This is a genomic window from Roseomonas sp. AR75, from assembly GCF_005222815.1.
Classification (GTDB): domain Bacteria; phylum Pseudomonadota; class Alphaproteobacteria; order Acetobacterales; family Acetobacteraceae; genus Falsiroseomonas.
The window spans coordinates 438733-453071 of sequence record NZ_STGB01000001.1 but is presented as its reverse complement, the minus strand read 5'-3'; the positions used below and the strand labels follow the sequence as shown (position 1 = coordinate 453071).

General features: G+C 69.5%; 15 protein-coding genes. 10 read left to right on the top strand and 5 right to left on the bottom strand.

Going from position 1 to position 14339, the window contains the following annotated elements; translation table 11 throughout:
- The first annotated feature begins 24 nt into the window (after positions 1 to 24).
- Positions 25 to 372, top strand: coding sequence for an HPF/RaiA family ribosome-associated protein (locus tag E4T13_RS02030; RefSeq protein WP_137176569.1), 348 nt, complete (start codon positions 25 to 27; stop codon positions 370 to 372).
- Positions 373 to 429: 57 nt separating this feature from the next.
- On the opposite strand, the gene E4T13_RS02025 is transcribed toward E4T13_RS02030, so the two are convergent.
- Positions 430 to 1899, bottom strand: a complete 1470-nt coding sequence (locus E4T13_RS02025; RefSeq protein ID WP_240790951.1) for a sulfatase-like hydrolase/transferase — start codon at positions 1897 to 1899, stop codon at positions 430 to 432.
- A 112-nt stretch (positions 1900 to 2011) separates the two neighbouring features.
- On the opposite strand from E4T13_RS02025, the gene E4T13_RS02020 reads away from it, so the two are divergent.
- From E4T13_RS02020 to E4T13_RS01995, 6 genes are all read left to right on the top strand, one after another.
- Complete coding sequence (locus E4T13_RS02020) at positions 2012 to 2959, top strand: SPFH domain-containing protein (RefSeq protein ID WP_137176567.1); 948 nt, start codon at positions 2012 to 2014, stop codon at positions 2957 to 2959.
- Entirely contained in the window at positions 2944 to 3384 is a 441-nt protein-coding gene (locus E4T13_RS02015) for an NfeD family protein (RefSeq protein ID WP_137176566.1), read from the top strand. Before E4T13_RS02020 ends, E4T13_RS02015 begins: the two co-directional genes overlap by 16 nt.
- A 76-nt stretch (positions 3385 to 3460) precedes the next feature.
- Positions 3461 to 4453 carry a tripartite tricarboxylate transporter substrate binding protein gene (locus E4T13_RS02010; RefSeq protein WP_137176565.1) on the top strand — a complete coding sequence of 331 codons (993 nt, stop codon included), beginning with the start codon at positions 3461 to 3463 and terminating at the stop codon, positions 4451 to 4453.
- Between the two features lie 36 nt (positions 4454 to 4489).
- Complete coding sequence (locus E4T13_RS02005) at positions 4490 to 4954, top strand: tripartite tricarboxylate transporter TctB family protein (RefSeq protein ID WP_137176564.1); 465 nt, start codon at positions 4490 to 4492, stop codon at positions 4952 to 4954.
- A 10-nt stretch (positions 4955 to 4964) separates the two neighbouring features.
- On the top strand, positions 4965 to 6449 hold the full coding sequence (locus E4T13_RS02000) for a tripartite tricarboxylate transporter permease (RefSeq protein WP_137176563.1): 1485 nt from the start codon (positions 4965 to 4967) through the stop codon (positions 6447 to 6449).
- Positions 6446 to 6967: a GNAT family N-acetyltransferase gene (locus tag E4T13_RS01995; protein WP_137176562.1), complete on the top strand. Its 522-nt coding sequence runs from the start codon at positions 6446 to 6448 to the stop codon at positions 6965 to 6967. The genes E4T13_RS02000 and E4T13_RS01995 overlap by 4 nt, the downstream gene beginning before the upstream one ends.
- 3 nt (positions 6968 to 6970) lie before the next feature.
- Here E4T13_RS01995 and E4T13_RS01990 read toward each other — a convergent pair whose 3' ends face one another.
- The gene (locus tag E4T13_RS01990) at positions 6971 to 7879 is read right to left on the bottom strand and encodes an NAD(P)-dependent oxidoreductase (protein WP_137176561.1); all 909 of its coding nucleotides are present in this window, start codon (positions 7877 to 7879) and stop codon (positions 6971 to 6973) included.
- Between the two features lie 78 nt (positions 7880 to 7957).
- On the opposite strand from E4T13_RS01990, the gene E4T13_RS01985 reads away from it, so the two are divergent.
- Positions 7958 to 8905, top strand: a complete 948-nt coding sequence (locus E4T13_RS01985; protein WP_137176560.1) for a tripartite tricarboxylate transporter substrate binding protein — start codon at positions 7958 to 7960, stop codon at positions 8903 to 8905.
- A 37-nt stretch (positions 8906 to 8942) separates the two neighbouring features.
- On the opposite strand, the gene E4T13_RS01980 is transcribed toward E4T13_RS01985, so the two are convergent.
- Positions 8943 to 9902 (bottom strand): tripartite tricarboxylate transporter substrate binding protein, encoded by a 960-nt coding sequence (locus E4T13_RS01980; protein ID WP_170984749.1) that lies wholly within the window; start codon positions 9900 to 9902, stop codon positions 8943 to 8945.
- 85 nt (positions 9903 to 9987) lie between these two features.
- On the opposite strand from E4T13_RS01980, the gene E4T13_RS01975 reads away from it, so the two are divergent.
- Both E4T13_RS01975 and E4T13_RS01970 read left to right on the top strand, forming a co-directional pair.
- A complete protein-coding gene (locus tag E4T13_RS01975; RefSeq protein WP_170984748.1) occupies positions 9988 to 10431 on the top strand; it encodes a MaoC/PaaZ C-terminal domain-containing protein in 444 nt (147 codons plus the stop codon).
- 5 nt (positions 10432 to 10436) lie between these two features.
- Positions 10437 to 10793: a TfoX/Sxy family protein gene (locus E4T13_RS01970; RefSeq protein ID WP_137176557.1), complete on the top strand. Its 357-nt coding sequence runs from the start codon at positions 10437 to 10439 to the stop codon at positions 10791 to 10793.
- A 103-nt stretch (positions 10794 to 10896) separates the two neighbouring features.
- On the opposite strand, the gene E4T13_RS01965 is transcribed toward E4T13_RS01970, so the two are convergent.
- Both E4T13_RS01965 and fusA read right to left on the bottom strand, forming a co-directional pair.
- A complete protein-coding gene (locus E4T13_RS01965) occupies positions 10897 to 11880 on the bottom strand; it encodes a hypothetical protein (RefSeq protein ID WP_137176556.1) in 984 nt (327 codons plus the stop codon).
- A 185-nt stretch (positions 11881 to 12065) separates the two neighbouring features.
- Positions 12066 to 14147: an elongation factor G gene (gene fusA / locus E4T13_RS01960; protein ID WP_137176555.1), complete on the bottom strand. Its 2082-nt coding sequence runs from the start codon at positions 14145 to 14147 to the stop codon at positions 12066 to 12068.
- Positions 14148 to 14339 lie beyond the last annotated feature (192 nt).

Sequence of the window (14339 nt, the reverse complement as noted above, 5' to 3'; positions counted from 1 at the left end):
GTTGCAGGACGGAAGGAGACGCGGATGCACATCCAGATCAACACCCATGACACGGCGGGCGACGACGAATTCACCGGGCGCGTGGAGGTGGCGGTGGGTTCGGCGCTGGAACGCTTCGCCGCGCACCTGACGCGCGTGGAGGTCCATCTGGGCGACGTCAACGCCGGCAAGCACGGCCCGGCCGACAAGCGCTGCATGATCGAGGCGCGGCCAACGCATCATCAGCCCGTGGCGGTGACGCACCAGGCAGCGACGATCCCGCTGGCCATCGATGGGGCGCTGGAGAAGGCGCGAAAGGCGCTCGACAAGGCGCTCGCCGCGCGTACCGACCACAAGGGCGCGCCATCCGTGCGGGACAACGACCTGCGCTGAAGGCAGCGGGCTGCCGCAGCCCGACCCTCCCCCGCGAGAGCGGGGGAAGGAGGATCATCAACTCCAGGCCGGGCGAACGCCAGGCGGCGGAGAATAGGGCAGGTCGCCGCGTGCCATGACGGCTTCCCGCCCCCCATTCGCCGCCAGGATCTCCGCCTGGCGTGCCTTCGCGGCGGCATCGAGGACACCGACATCCTCGCCAATGGCGTCGCGCAGCTTCGCGTCCAGCCGCGCCTGCACCTCGGCGAAGGCGGGATCCCCTGCGCGGTCGCGCAACTCCTCCGGATCCTCCTCCAGGTCGAAGAGCTGCGCCGGATAGGTGACGTAGCGCACGTATTTCCAACGCCCGTCGCGCAGCATGTAGGCCGCCTCGCGCGAGCCGCTTGCGTGGTATTCGCTGACCACGCTGCGCCCCACCTTTGCACCCGCCGCGACATCGAACAGGGAGGTGGAGCCCGGCGGCGGCGCCTCCGCACAGCCGACGGCGTCGAGCACCGTGGCATAGGCGTCGGTCAGGCTCACCGGCGTTGCGCAGGTGACGCCGGCGGGGACGCCGGCGCCGGCAAGGATCATCGGGATGCCGACCGATTCCTCGTACATCACCGACTTCCCCCAAAGCCCGCGGGCGCCGACATTGTCGCCGTGGTCGGAGCTGTAGAGCACGCGGGTGTTGCCGCCCAACCCGCTCGCCTCCAGCGCGGCCAGGATCTTGCCCACCTGCTCGTCCATGAATGACACCAGGCCGTAGTAGCCGGCCATCATGCGCTGCGCTGTCGCCGGATCCTTCACCGAGGCGTCGTAGGGGATGGTCGCCGCGTAGTCCCGCACGAAGGGATGCGTCGGCCGCTCGTCCTTGCCGTAGAGCTTCGGCATGCCCACGACGTCCGGCGGATAACGGAAAAAATGCTCGGGCGGCGCGGTCAGCGGGAAATGCGGCGTGACCAGCGAGACGAACAGGCACCAGGGCTTGTCCGTGGGCTGCCGCGCCTTCTCCCGCAGCCAGACCTGCGCCGCCGCGCAGATGTCGCGGTCGTAGCGGGTGTAGTCGCTCTCGCCCGGCCCGGCGGCCTTCGCCATCTTGGATGCGCCCTGGCGCGGCGGCGCCGTCTCGTCGCGGATCAGCGCGAGCAGGTCGCCCTTGCCGTCCACCACATGCATCGGGATCTCTTCTTCCGAGAAGCCGTGGTCATCCCCAGGCTGGCCACGGAAATGGAGCTTGCCGATCGAGACGACCTCGTGACCGGACTCGCGCAGCGCATGGTGCCAGGAGCGGACGGCGCCGTCATAGGGGTCGGCATTGTCGTAGTAGCGGCCCATCGCATGCAGGTTGCGCCCGGTCGCGAGCGCCGCGCGCGCCGGCACGCAGATCGGCGAAGGCGTGATCGCCGTGGTGAAGCGCGTGCCGCGCGCCGCCAGCGCGTCCAGGTTCGGCGTATGGACGAAGGGATGCCCGGCGCAGCCCAGCGCCTTCGGATTGTGCTCGTCCGACAGGATGAACAGCAGGTTCTGCTTCGGCACGGCCGCCACGCGACGCCCCTCCCCCCCTCGATGCGGCGCCATGCTGGGCGCGAAGAGGCGCGCGGAAAAGAGGGGGACGCGCTACTCTGACGCGAAACGCCAGGGAGCGCCCGAGTCGCCCATGTCCGAGCTTCCGCTCGCCACCATCGTCCTGGTCGCGCTGGTCATCCTGGCCGTCGTGACCGTGGCGCAGGGCATCCGCACCGTGCCGCAGGGCGAGGTGTGGTCCGTCGAGCGCTTCGGCGCCTTCACTCGGCTGCTGCAGCCCGGGCTCAATCTCATCATCCCCTATGTGGACCGCATCGGCCGCCGCCTGAACGTGCAGGAGGTGGTGCTGGACATCCCCGAACAGGCGGTCATCACGCGGGACAACGCGACAGTGGCGACCGACGGCATCGTCTATTACCGCGTGATGGACCCGGCGAAGGCCGCCTATGCCGTGCAGGACCTCAGCCTGGCGCTGACCAGCCTGGCCATGACCAACATCCGCTCCGTGGTCGGCGAGTTGGACCTGGACGCCACGCTGTCCGGCCGCGACCGCATCAACACGACGCTGCTGACCGTGCTGGACGGTGCGACCGAGCCCTGGGGCGTGAAGGTGAGCCGGGTGGAGATCCGCAAGATCGAGCCGCCCGACAACCTGATCCGCGCCATGAACCTGCAGATGACGGCCGAGCGCGAGCGTCGCGCCGCGGTGGCCCGCGCGGAGGGCGAGAAGCAGGCGCTGGTGCTGGCCGCGGAAGGCCGGCGCGACGCCGCGATGCGCGACGCGGAGGCGCGCGAACGCCTCGCCCAGGCGGAAGCGAATGCGACCCGCATGGTCGCGGAGGCCGCGTCGGGCTCGGGCGGCGATGCGTTGCGCTATTTCGTGGCGGAGAAGTATGTCCGCGCATTCGAGGCGATCGCGGCGAATCCCACATCGCGCCTCGTCATCGTGCCGATGGAAAGCTCGGCGCTGGCGGGGGGCATCGTGCAGGCGATGGAGCTGCTGCGCGCACCGGGGCCGGGCGGCGCGCCCGACGCGGCGCCGCCGCCGGTGGTGGGCGGGAATCCATGGACCCGGGGCTGATCTGGATTCTGGTCGGGCTCGCGCTGCTGGGCGCGGAGCTGCTTCTGCCGGGGGTCTATCTGCTCTGGACCGGCGCGGCCGCGATCGGGACGGGCCTCGTGCTGATGGCCTTCGCGCCGGGCTTCGCCGTCTCCGTCGCACTGTTCCTGGTGCTGCTGGCGGCGGGGATCGTCACCTCGCTGCGCCTGCGCCCACGCGGCGGCCCGGCGCACCGCGTGAACGCGCCGGAAGCCGGTCTCGCCGGTCGCCACGCCACGGTGGTGCTGGCGGAGGAAGGTGGGTTGCGGGTGCGCCTCGGTGACAGCGAATGGCCGGCGCGCCTGCCCCGCGGCGTCGCACTGCCCGCGCCCGGCAGCGTCGTGCGGGTGGAGGCGGTGGACGGGATGCTGCTCGTCGTCCGACCCGAATCCCCCCCTCCGGCTTGATGCCGCGGCGCAAGACGGCATAGCTTGCCCCCAAGCGCGCCGGGACGAACCGGTGGCGCATCGGAGGAGAGCTGAGATGTCTGCCCCACATTCGCCCCGCTTCGCACGCCGCACCCTTCTCGCCGCCGGCGGCGGCCTGCTGGCGATGCCCGCCCTCGCGCAATCCCGCTATCCTAACCGGCCGGTGCAGATGGTCGTGCCCTGGGGCGCCGGCGGCGGCACGGATGCCACCGCGCGCATCGTCGCCTCGATGCTGGAGAAGCGGCTCGGCCAGCCCTTCAACGTGGTGAACCGCACCGGCGGCTCCGGCGTCGTCGGACACAGCGCCATCGCGACGGCGCCGGCCGATGGCTACACCATCGGCATGATCACCGTGGAAATCACGATGATGCACTGGCAGGGCCTGACGCAGCTCAACCCGGAGAGCTACACGCCGCTGGCGCTGATGAACTCCGACCCGCCCGGCGTGCAGGTGGCGTCGAACTCGCCCTATGCGGACGTGAAGGCGCTGGCGGAGGCCATCAAGGCGCGCCCGGCCGGCACCTTCAAGGCCAGCGGCACCGGCCAGGGCGGCATCTGGCACCTGGCGCTGGTCGGGTGGCTGCAGGCCATGGGCCTCAAGGGCGACCATGTGCGCTGGGTGCCTTCGAACGGCGCCGCGCCGGCCATGCAGGAGCTCGCGGCGGGCGGCGTGGACATCGTCACCTGCTCGGTGCCGGAGGCGCGCGCGATGATCGATGCCGGGCGCGCCAAGGCCCTGGCGATCATGGCGCCGGAGCGCAACCCGCAATTCCCGAACGTGCCGACGCTGAACGAGAGCCTCGGCATCAACTACTCCGTCGGCGCCTGGCGCGGCATCGCGGGGCCGAAGGGGCTGCCCGCCGAGGTGACGGGCGTGCTCGTTCCGGCGCTGAAGGCGGTCTATGACGACCAGGAATTCAAGAGCTTCATGACGCAGCGCGGCTTCGGCATGGTCTATGCCGACCCGCAGGGCTTCGTCCGCTTCATGGCGGAAGGCGACCGCGCGATGGGCGAGGCGATGCGCGGCGCCGGCCTGGCGCGCGGCTGAGCCGCCGTCCGATCGAACGAGAGGCACGCGCCGGGCATGCGCCTGAACGACGCGCTGCTCGGCGCGATCCTGCTGGGGTTCGCGGGGTGGGTTTGGTGGATGACCACCTTCTTCCCCGCCTTCCCCGGGCAGGATTACGGGCCGAACCTGTTCCCCCGCATCCTCGCCGGCGCGATCGGCGTGTGCGGGCTGCTGCTGATACTGCGCGGCCTGCGCAGCCGCGCGCCGCTGGTCATGCTGGACGGCTGGACACGGGAGCCTGCCAGGCTCGTCTCCTTCCTGCTGATCCCGGGCGCAGCCCTGTTCTACATCCTGGTCTCGGACTTTCTGGGCTTCATCCCGACCGCGTTCCTGATCCTTCTTGTGCTTGCGCTGTGGTTCCGCGCGCGGCTCCTTGTCGCCCTTCCCGTGGCCGCAGGGGTGACACTCACCGTCCATTGGTTCTTCAGCGGGCTGATGCGCGTGCCGCTGCCGCGCGGGCTCATGGACCCGCTGCTGTGAGGCGCCCTGCATGGACGCGCTGATCCAGGCCTTCGGGCTCGTCTTCGATCCCGTCGTGCTCGGCGTCATCGCGGTCTCCGCGGTGTTCGGCATGTTCGTGGGCGCCATGCCCGGCCTGACCGCCACGATGGCGACGGCGCTGCTGGTGCCGGTCACCTTCTTCATGCCGCCCGTGCCGGCGCTCGGCGCCATCGTCACCGCGACGGCCATGGCGATCTTCGCCGGCGACATCCCCGCGGCGATGCTGCGCATGCCCGGCACGCCGGCCTCCGCGGCCTATGCCGACGAGTCCTATGAGATGACCAAGAAGGGTCAGCTCAACCTCAACATGGGGGTGAACCTCGTCTTCTCGGTCGCCGGCGGGTTGATCGGCGTCGCAGTGCTGATCCTGGCCGCGCCGGCGCTGGCCGAGGTGGCGATCAACTTCTCCTCCTTCGAGTATTTCTGGCTGGCCTGCCTGGGCCTGACCTGCGCCGTGTTCCTGACCAATGCGGATGCGGTGAAAGGCTTCCTTTCGCTGTTCTTCGGCCTGTTGCTGGCGACCGTGGGCATCGACCCCTCCGCCGGCTTCCCGCGCTTCACCTTCGGCGAGGTGGAGCTGATGCAGGGCATCAACTTCATCGCGACCATGATCGGCATGTTCGCCGTCAGCGAGTTGCTGCGCGGCGCGATCAGCGTGCGCGATGCCGGCCATGTCGTGGTGCAGCAGGTCGGCGACATGTTCCGCGGGCTGGGTGCGATCTGGCGGCGCTACTGGGCCAACTTCCTGCGCGGCAGCGCCATCGGCACCGTGATCGGCGCGCTGCCCGGCGCCGGCGCCGACATCGCCGCCTGGATCAGCTATGCCGTCTCCAAACGCTTCTCGAAGGAGCCCGAGAAGTTCGGCACGGGCCATGTCGAAGGCATCGTGGACAGCACCTCTGCCAACAACTCGGCGCTCGCCAGCGCCTGGATACCGGCACTGGTCTTCGGCATCCCCGGCGATTCGATCACGGCGATCGTCATCGGCGTGCTCTATATGAAGAACATGAACCCGGGTCCGACGGTGTTCACCGAGAACCCGCAGCTCATCTACTCGGTCTTCCTGATCTTCATCCTGGCGAACCTCATCATGCTCCCGCTGGGTTGGGCCGCGATCAAGAGTGCACGGCAGATGCTGCGGACGCCGCGCAACCTGCTGCTGCCGTGCATCCTGCTGTTCTGCATCGTCGGCAGCTTCGCGATGACGAACAGCCTCTACGGCGTGGCGCTGATGCTGGTGATGGGCCTGTTCGGCTGGTTCCTGGAGGAGCACGGCATCCCCGTCGCACCGCTGATTCTCGGCCTGGTGCTCGGCGAGATGCTGGAGCAGACCTTCGTGCAGTCCATGATCAAGGCGGACGGGCACTACCTGGAGTTCTTCGCGCGCCCGATCGCGGGCATGCTCGGCGCCGCCACGCTGCTGATCTGGGCGATCATGCTGGGCCGCGGGGTGCTGCGCAGCGCCCGGCGATGAGCGGCACGCCCGCGATCCGCGCGACCCTGCCGGCGGACACGCGCGCGATCGACGCGCTTTATGCCTCAGCCTTTCCCACAGAGGACCTGCGGCCGCTGGTGCGGGCGCTTTCCGAAACCGGCGTACCGTCGCTGGTGGCGCTGCATGCTGGCGACGTCGCGGGGCATGCGGTCTTCACGCCCTGCACCGTTGGCGAGGGCACGGCGCCGGCCGCGCTGCTCGGCCCGTTGGCCGTCGCGCCGGGCTTGCAGCGACAGGGTATCGGCAGTGCGTTGATCCGTGCCGGGCTGGCGCGGCTCCGCGCGCAGGCCGTGCCGCTGGTCCTGGTGCTGGGCGACCCGGCCTATTACGGCCGCTTCGGCTTCACGATGGAGCAGGGCGTGCTGCCGCCCTACGACCTGCCCGCGGCCTGGCGCACCGCGTGGCAGTCGCGCCGTCTCGCCGAGGACGGCCCTCGCCTGCACGGCCTCCTCGCGGTGCCGGAGCCCTGGCGGCGGCCCGAACTCTGGAGCGGCTGACCTTCAGCCGGGCGGCTTCTCCATGAGCGGCAGTTCGACGCCCGATCGCCGCTCCACCGCGCGTAGCATGGAGCCAGCGCTGTCCTCCGCGCCGTAGCCATCCTGCAGCGCCTCCGCCAGCACGGCATGGGCGGCGCGGGCGAAGCGCGCCTCGGCGCCGACCTCCTCCGCGAAGCCGATCGCCAGGCCGAGATCCTTGTGCGCCAACCGCGCCATGAAGCCCGGCTTGAAGTCACGCTTCAGCGCCTTCTTCGGCAGGTTGGCGGCGAGTGCGTTGCTCCAGGCGGCGGTGGTGCGGAACACCGCGAACATAGTCTCGAGGCTCAGCCCCGCCTTGTTGCCGGCGACCAGCGCCTCGATCGTCGCGGCATTCACCGCGGCGGCGAGGGCGTTGTTGATCAGCTTCATCGCCGATGCGGCGCCGACCGGTCCGCAGACAAAGACGTGCTCGCCCATCGCGTCGAAGAGCGGGCGCATGCGCTCGATCGCCGCGGTGTCGCCCGCGGCCATGATGGCCAGCGTGCCGGCGACCGCGTGGTCCACCGTCCGGCCGACGGGGCAGTCCAGCAGCGTGATTCCGCCCGCTGCCGCCGCCTGCGCCATCGCCTGCTTCGTCGCGGGGCCGGTGGTGCTCATCTCGACGAGCACGCTGCCTGGCGCCATTGCCGCCAGAAGGCCGCCCTCGCCTGCCAGCACGCCGCGCACGATGGCGTCGTCGGGCAACATCGTCACCACCGCTTCGGCGCCTCGGGCACTTGCCGCGGCGCTCTCCGCGGGCGCGCCGCCGGCCTCGGCGAAGGCGGCACGGGCAGCGGGGTTGGTGTCGAAGCCCCGCACGGCATGGCCGGCGCGCAGCAGGTTGCGCGCCATCGGCAGGCCCATCGTGCCCAGGCCCACGAAGCCGATCTGCATGGACTGTTTCCTCGCCGTTCCCGTGTCGCCTAGGATCCTCTCCAAGGCTGGCAACGACAAGCGGTGGAGGAGGGCGTCATGATGGTCACGCGTCGCCGGGCGGTGCTTGCAGGCGCATCGGCCCTTGCTGCATCGCCGCTGCAGGCACAGGAAGGCTGGCCGGTGCGCACCGTGCAGGTGCTGGTGGGACTGCCGCCCGGCGGCATCGTGGACGTGCTGGCCCGTGCGCTTCAGGAGCGCATGGCGCGCGACCTTGGTGCGACGATGGTGACGGTCTCCGCCCCCGGCGCCTCCGGCTTCGTCGCGCTGCAGCGGCTGGTGGCCGCACCCGGCGACGGCCAGTTCCTGCTGATGTCGCCGAGCGATTCCCTCACCGCGCGCCCGATCTTCGCGCGCTCGCCGATCCATCACGACCAACTCGCCATCATCGGCAACGCCGCACGCAGCAACGGCTTCCTGATGGTGCGGCAGGACAGCCCCTGGCGGAGCCTGAACGACCTGATCGTGGCGGCGAAGCAGGCGCCCGGCCGCTACACCTACGCCACGCCCGGCGCCGGCGGCGTGCCGCACATCATGATGGAGGAGCTGTCGCGCCTCGCCGGCATCGAGCTTGTCCACGTGCCCTATCAGGGCGCGCCGCCGTCGAACCTTGCGGTGATGCGCGGCGACGTGGACCTGGTGGCGACCGGCGTGCCGTCGCAGGAGCAGCGCGCGCTCGCGACCTATGCGGAGACGCGCGCGACCAGCAGGCCCGATGCGCCGACCTTCCGCGAGCTTGGCATCCCGCTGTCCATGAGCGTGCATTTCGGCATGGTCGCGCGGAAGGAGATGCCGCCTGCGCTGGTCAGCCGCCTTCAGGCGTCTTTCCGCGATGCCGCGCAATCGGAGGAGGTGCGCGCCGTGATCCGCCGCTTCGAACTGGAGCCCGACTACCTCTCGCCCGCGCAGTTCGGCCAGGTGCTGGACGCGGAGCGTGCGATCTTCGACCGCACGCTCAACGCCCTGGGGCTGATCGGGACGGGGTGAGCGGGTCCTGGTCCACCCGCCCTGCCCGCAGGCGCCCTCAGTCCACCTTCGCGCCGCTGACGCGCACCGCCTCGTTCCACTTGGCGTGCTCGACGCGCAGGAAGTCGGCAAAGGCGGCGGGCCCCATCGCGACAGCGATCGAGCCATCCGCCGTGGTGCGCGCGCGGAAGGCCGGATCGGCGAAGGCCGCCTGGATCGCCGCATCCACCCGCCCGACGTGCTCGGGCGGCATGCCCGCCATGCCCATGATCGCGAACCAGGAGGTCAGGTCGAAACCGGGCAGCGTCTCGGCGATGGCGGGGATGTCGGGGAGCGCGGCGTTACGCTGCGCCGAGGTCATGCCGAGCCCCTTCAGCCTTCCGGCGCGGATCAGCTCGGTCACCGTCGCCAGCGTCGGGAAGCCGAACTGCACATTGCCGGCCATGACGTTGTTGACGATGTCCGGCGCGCCGCGGAAGGGCACATGCGTCGCCTCGACGCCCGCTTTCACCTTGAACAGCTCGGCCGAGAGATGCGCGCCGGAGCCGTTGCCGCCGCTGGCGTAGTTCTGTCCGGGACGCGCCTTCAGGTCGGCGATGAGCGCGGCGACGCTGGCCGGGCCGGCGGGCGGAACGACCAGACAGTGCGGCATCGCGAAGGCGACGGTGATGGGCACGAAGTCGCGGAAGAGGTCATAGCCGAGCGTGCGCGAGGTGATCGCGGGATTGACGATCATCGCATTGGTCGCGAGTACCAGCAGATGGCCGTCCTGCGGGCTGCGCACCGCAGCCTCGTAGCCGATATTGCCGCCGGCGCCGCCGCGATTCTCGATGACGACGTTCTGGCCGAGTGCCGGCGTCATCCGGTCGGCGAGATTGCGGGAGATGACATCCGGCGCCGAGCCCGGGATGTAGGGCACCAACAGCCGCACCGGCTTGCTGGGCCAGGCCCCCTGGGCCTGCACCGCCGGCGCCGCGAGGGCGCCGGCGCCGATGATGAGCAGATCGCGGCGTCGCATGGCGCCCTCCCCTTGTTGCGTTGGCGTGAGCCTATCGGTCCGCCGCCCCTGGCGGCAAGCCGGTGCCTCGCCTAGCGTCGCCGGCATGACCCCGATCCGCTCCTTCGACGACCTGTCGCCGGGCATGACCTTCGACCTCGGCAGCTTCGTGCTGCCGCGCGAGGAGGTGCTGGACTTCGCCCGGAAATTCGACCCGCAGCCCTTCCACCTGGACGATTCGGCGGCGCAGGACTCGGTGTTCGGGCGGCTGGTGGCGAGCGGGCTGCACACCTTCTCCGCCGCCGTGGGGCACCTGATCCGCAGCGGGCTGCTGGCGGAGATCAACCTGGCCGGCGGCGGCGTGGAGCTGCACTGGCCGACGCCGCTCGATCCGGACGATCCCGTCGGGATGACGCTGACCATCGAGGAACTGCGCACGAGCCGCTCGAAGCCGGAGATGGGGATCGCGAAGCTGCGCTACCGGGTGGCGACGCTGAGGGAGGACCGCGTCGTGCTGGACGCGCTGGCGACGCACTTCCTCAAGCGCTGACGGCCTTGGCGGCCGATCCGCATCTCGCCGAAATGCTGCGCCAGGCGCTCGGCAGACGGCGAGGACTGGTCGAGAAGCGGATGTTCGGCGGCCTGTGCTGGATGCTGCATGGCAACATGCTCTGCGGCATCGCAAAGGACTGCTTCATGTTCCGCGTCGGCACGGCGCAGCAAGCCGAGGCGCTGTCGCGTCCGGGCGCGCGCGTGATGGATTTCACCGGCAAGCCGATGCGAGGCTTCATCCTCGTCGAGCCCGACGCGGCGGAGGATGCCGGGCTGGAAACCTGGATCGCCTTCGCCGCACGCTACGTCGCGGCGCTGCCGCCCAAGGCGCCGAAGGCCTTGGCGCGCGGGGTGCGGTGATCAGGCGGCGGGCCGGCGACGGGGGTGAGGACCGGCGTTGTGCGTCGGCCAGTACGAGGGGCTGAAGGGTTCGGATCAGCACCGTTGCCGCATTGGCCAGCCACTATTGCCCAAGGCGGTCGATGGTCTGCTGGATCTGGCGCCTGGTGGCGGCACCGGCCAACTCCGGCGTCTTAGCCGCCTCCTCGAGGACGTCGCGCGCGTTCACCCGAAGTTGCGCCGCCTGCTCCATGAAGGGTAGGCGGAGGGCGTCGGTGCCGGCCATGGCGCGCAGGAACGGCCTGATCTCGCTGAGCACGACAAAGATGTTGTACCGGCCGTTCGGCGTCAGGCGTGAGAACACGGCCGGATCAGTGGTGGCCACAAGCGCACGGAACACGTCCAGCCGCTCCGGCGCAGGCCTGGAGCCGTTCAGCATCTCCCCGAGCTTCTGGGCGGCGTTCAGGCGCTTCTGCGCCGATTCGGCGCCGAGATCCTCGATCAGCTCGACGACCTCGCGCTCCACGCCCCTGCCGACCGGCAATGCGCCGGCAACCTGTTCCGCAATGGCCCCGCTGATCGCCGACGCGGCGCTGGTCTGTGCGGGCGCTACCCCGAGAAGCCGCGCAGCAGACTGGCGGCATTGCCGGTCCGTCGGCTCCGGATCGTCGGCGCCGGGTTGGGCGTCCAGGTTCGCCGTGACCAGAAAGCGGCACAACCCCGTCCGGCGGTCGCCATCGACGAGTTGCGCCAGCACGACGACGGCCAGCGCGCGCCGCAGCTTCTCCTGATCGGCGGCGGACAGCACGCTATCGAACAACTTCTGGTAGGCTGTCAGGTCGGAAGCTTGGCGGCCCTGAAGCTCAAGCTCCGCAATGCGGCTCGCCGTATCTTCGCGCAACTTGGCAAGTTGCGTGCGCGCCTGCTCGGTCGCCGCCACGTAGCTGGACGCGGCGCCGATCAGGGCGGCGAGCAGGGAGCCGAGAATGGGCAGCCAAGCGGAACTCCGGCCGGCTTTTCGGGCTTCGGCCACCTCGTTTCGGATCGTCTCCCTCACATCGGCGGAGATAGTGGACAACGCCGCGGCCAAGCCGTGATTGTCGCTCATTCGCGGTGATCCTGGACCCAAATACCGCGATCATGACGAATATCCGGCCGCCGCAGCAATCATGAAGGCGGCCTGGCGCCGCAGCGCGAACAAAACAAAAAAGCGGCTCCGGCCATGCGCCGGAGCCGCTCGGGAACGGCAATCCGTCGCCGCGCCACCGCCCGCAGGCGGGACGCGACGGAAGGTTAGGCGCTCTTCTTCATGATCTCGTCGGCGACGTTGCGCGGCACGGGATCGTAGTGGTGGAACTGCATCGAGAAGCTCGCGCGGCCCTTGGTCATGCCGCGGAGGTTCGAGATGTAGCCGAACATCTCCTTCAGCGGCACATGCGCGCGCACGATCACCGACGTGCCCGCCATGTCCTGGCTCTGGATCACGCCGCGGCGGCGGTTCAGGTCGCCGACGACGTCACCCACGTGATCGGACGGCGTGGTGACCTCCACATCCATGATCGGCTCGAGGATGACCGGGCCGGCCTTCTTCATGCCTTCGCGGAAGCAGGCCTTCGCGGCGATCTCGAAGGCGAGCGCCGAGGAGTCGACATCGTGGTACTTGCCGTCCACCAGCGTGTACTTGAAGTCCACCGTGGGGAAGCCGGCGAGCACGCCGGTGTCGGCCTGCACCTTGATGCCCTTCTCGACCGCCGGGATGTATTCCCTGGGCACCGAGCCGCCGACCACGGCATTCTCGAACATGATGCCCTCGTTCCGCTCCAGCGGCTGGAAGACGATCTTCACCTCGGCGTACTGGCCCGAGCCGCCCGACTGCTTCTTGTGGGTGTAGGTCTCGGTGTGCTCGCGCGTGATGGTCTCGCGATACGCCACCTGCGGCGCGCCGATGTTGGCGTCCACGCCGTATTCGCGCTTCAGCCGGTCGATGATGATCTCGAGGTGCAGCTCGCCCATGCCGGAGAGGATGGTCTGGCCGCTCTCCTGGTCGGTGCGCAGCCGCAGCGAGGGATCCTCGCCGGCCAGCTTCTGCAGGCCGAGCGTCATCTTCTCGACGCCTTCCTTGGTCTTCGGCTCAACGCTGATGTCGATCACCGGCACCGGGAAGGCCATGCGCTCCAGCACCACCGGGTCGTCCTGCGAGGCCAGCGTGTCGCCGGTGGCGGTATCCTTCAGGCCGACGAAGGCCGCGATGTCGCCGGCGCAGACTTCCTTGATCTCCTCGCGCTTGTCGGCATGCATCTGGAACATGCGGCCGATCCGCTCGCGGCTGTCCTTGGTGGTGTTCATGACCATGTCGCCCTGCTTGAGGACGCCACGGTAGACACGCACGAAGGTGAGGTTGCCGTATTTGTCGTTGATGATCTTGAAGGCGAGGCCGGCGAACGGGGCATTCTCGTCGGCGGCGATCACCTCGCGGTCGGCGGTCTCGTCCTCGCCCTCGGCGGGGGCCACCTTGATGCCGGGGATGTCGATCGGGCTCGGCAGGTAGTCCAGCACGGCGTCGAGCAACGGCTGCACGCCCTTGTTCTTGAAGGCCGTGCCGCAGAGCACCGGGCGGAACTCGCCGCTGATCGTGCCCTTCTTGATGCAGCGCTTCAGCGTCTCGATCGAGACGTCGCCCTTGTCGAAATATTCCTCCATCGCCGCCTCGTCGACGCCGACGACGGTGTCGAGCAGCTTGGCGCGGTATTCGGCGGCCTTGTCCTTCAGGTCTTCGGGGATCAGCGCGTCATGATAGGCGGCGCCGAGCTCGTCGCCCTCCCAGATGATCGCCTTCATCTCGACGAGGTCGACGACGCCCTTGAAGGTGTCCTCGATGCCGATCGGCAGCTGCAGCGTCACCCAGTTGATGCCGAGCTTCTCGGTCAGCGTCGCCGCCGCCCGGTAGAAGTCGGCGCCGGTGCGATCCAGCTTGTTGATGAAGATGATGCGCGGGACGTTGTAGCGGTCGGCCAGGCGCCAGTTGGTCTCGGACTGCGGCTGCACGCCGGCCACGCCCTCGATTATGAAGATGGCGCCGTCGAGCACGCGCAGGCTGCGGTTCACCTCGATGTTGAAGTCGATGTGGCCGGGCGTGTCGATGATGTTGATCCGGTAGTCCTTCCACACGGCGGTCACGGCCGCCGAGGTGATGGTGATCCCCCGCTCGCGCTCCTGCTCCATGTAGTCGGTGGTGGTGTTGCCGTCATGCACCTCGCCGATCCGGTGCGACTTGCCGGTATAGTAGAGGATGCGCTCGGTCGTGGTGGTCTTGCCGGCGTCGATATGCGCCGTGATCCCGATGTTGCGGATACGATCGAGCGGGGTACGTGCCACGACGGGCCTCCATGGACGAAAGCGGGCGTCCCCAGGGGCCGTGGTGTTGGCCACGAGACCCGAGGTGCCCGCCCGATAGTGCCGAATCAGCTATGTGCGCTGGGGAGATGCCCTTTCCGGCCCGTTTTTGCAAGCGTGGATGCGCGGGCGTCGCCACGAGCGACCGCATGGCCACACTGTGCATTGCGCAGG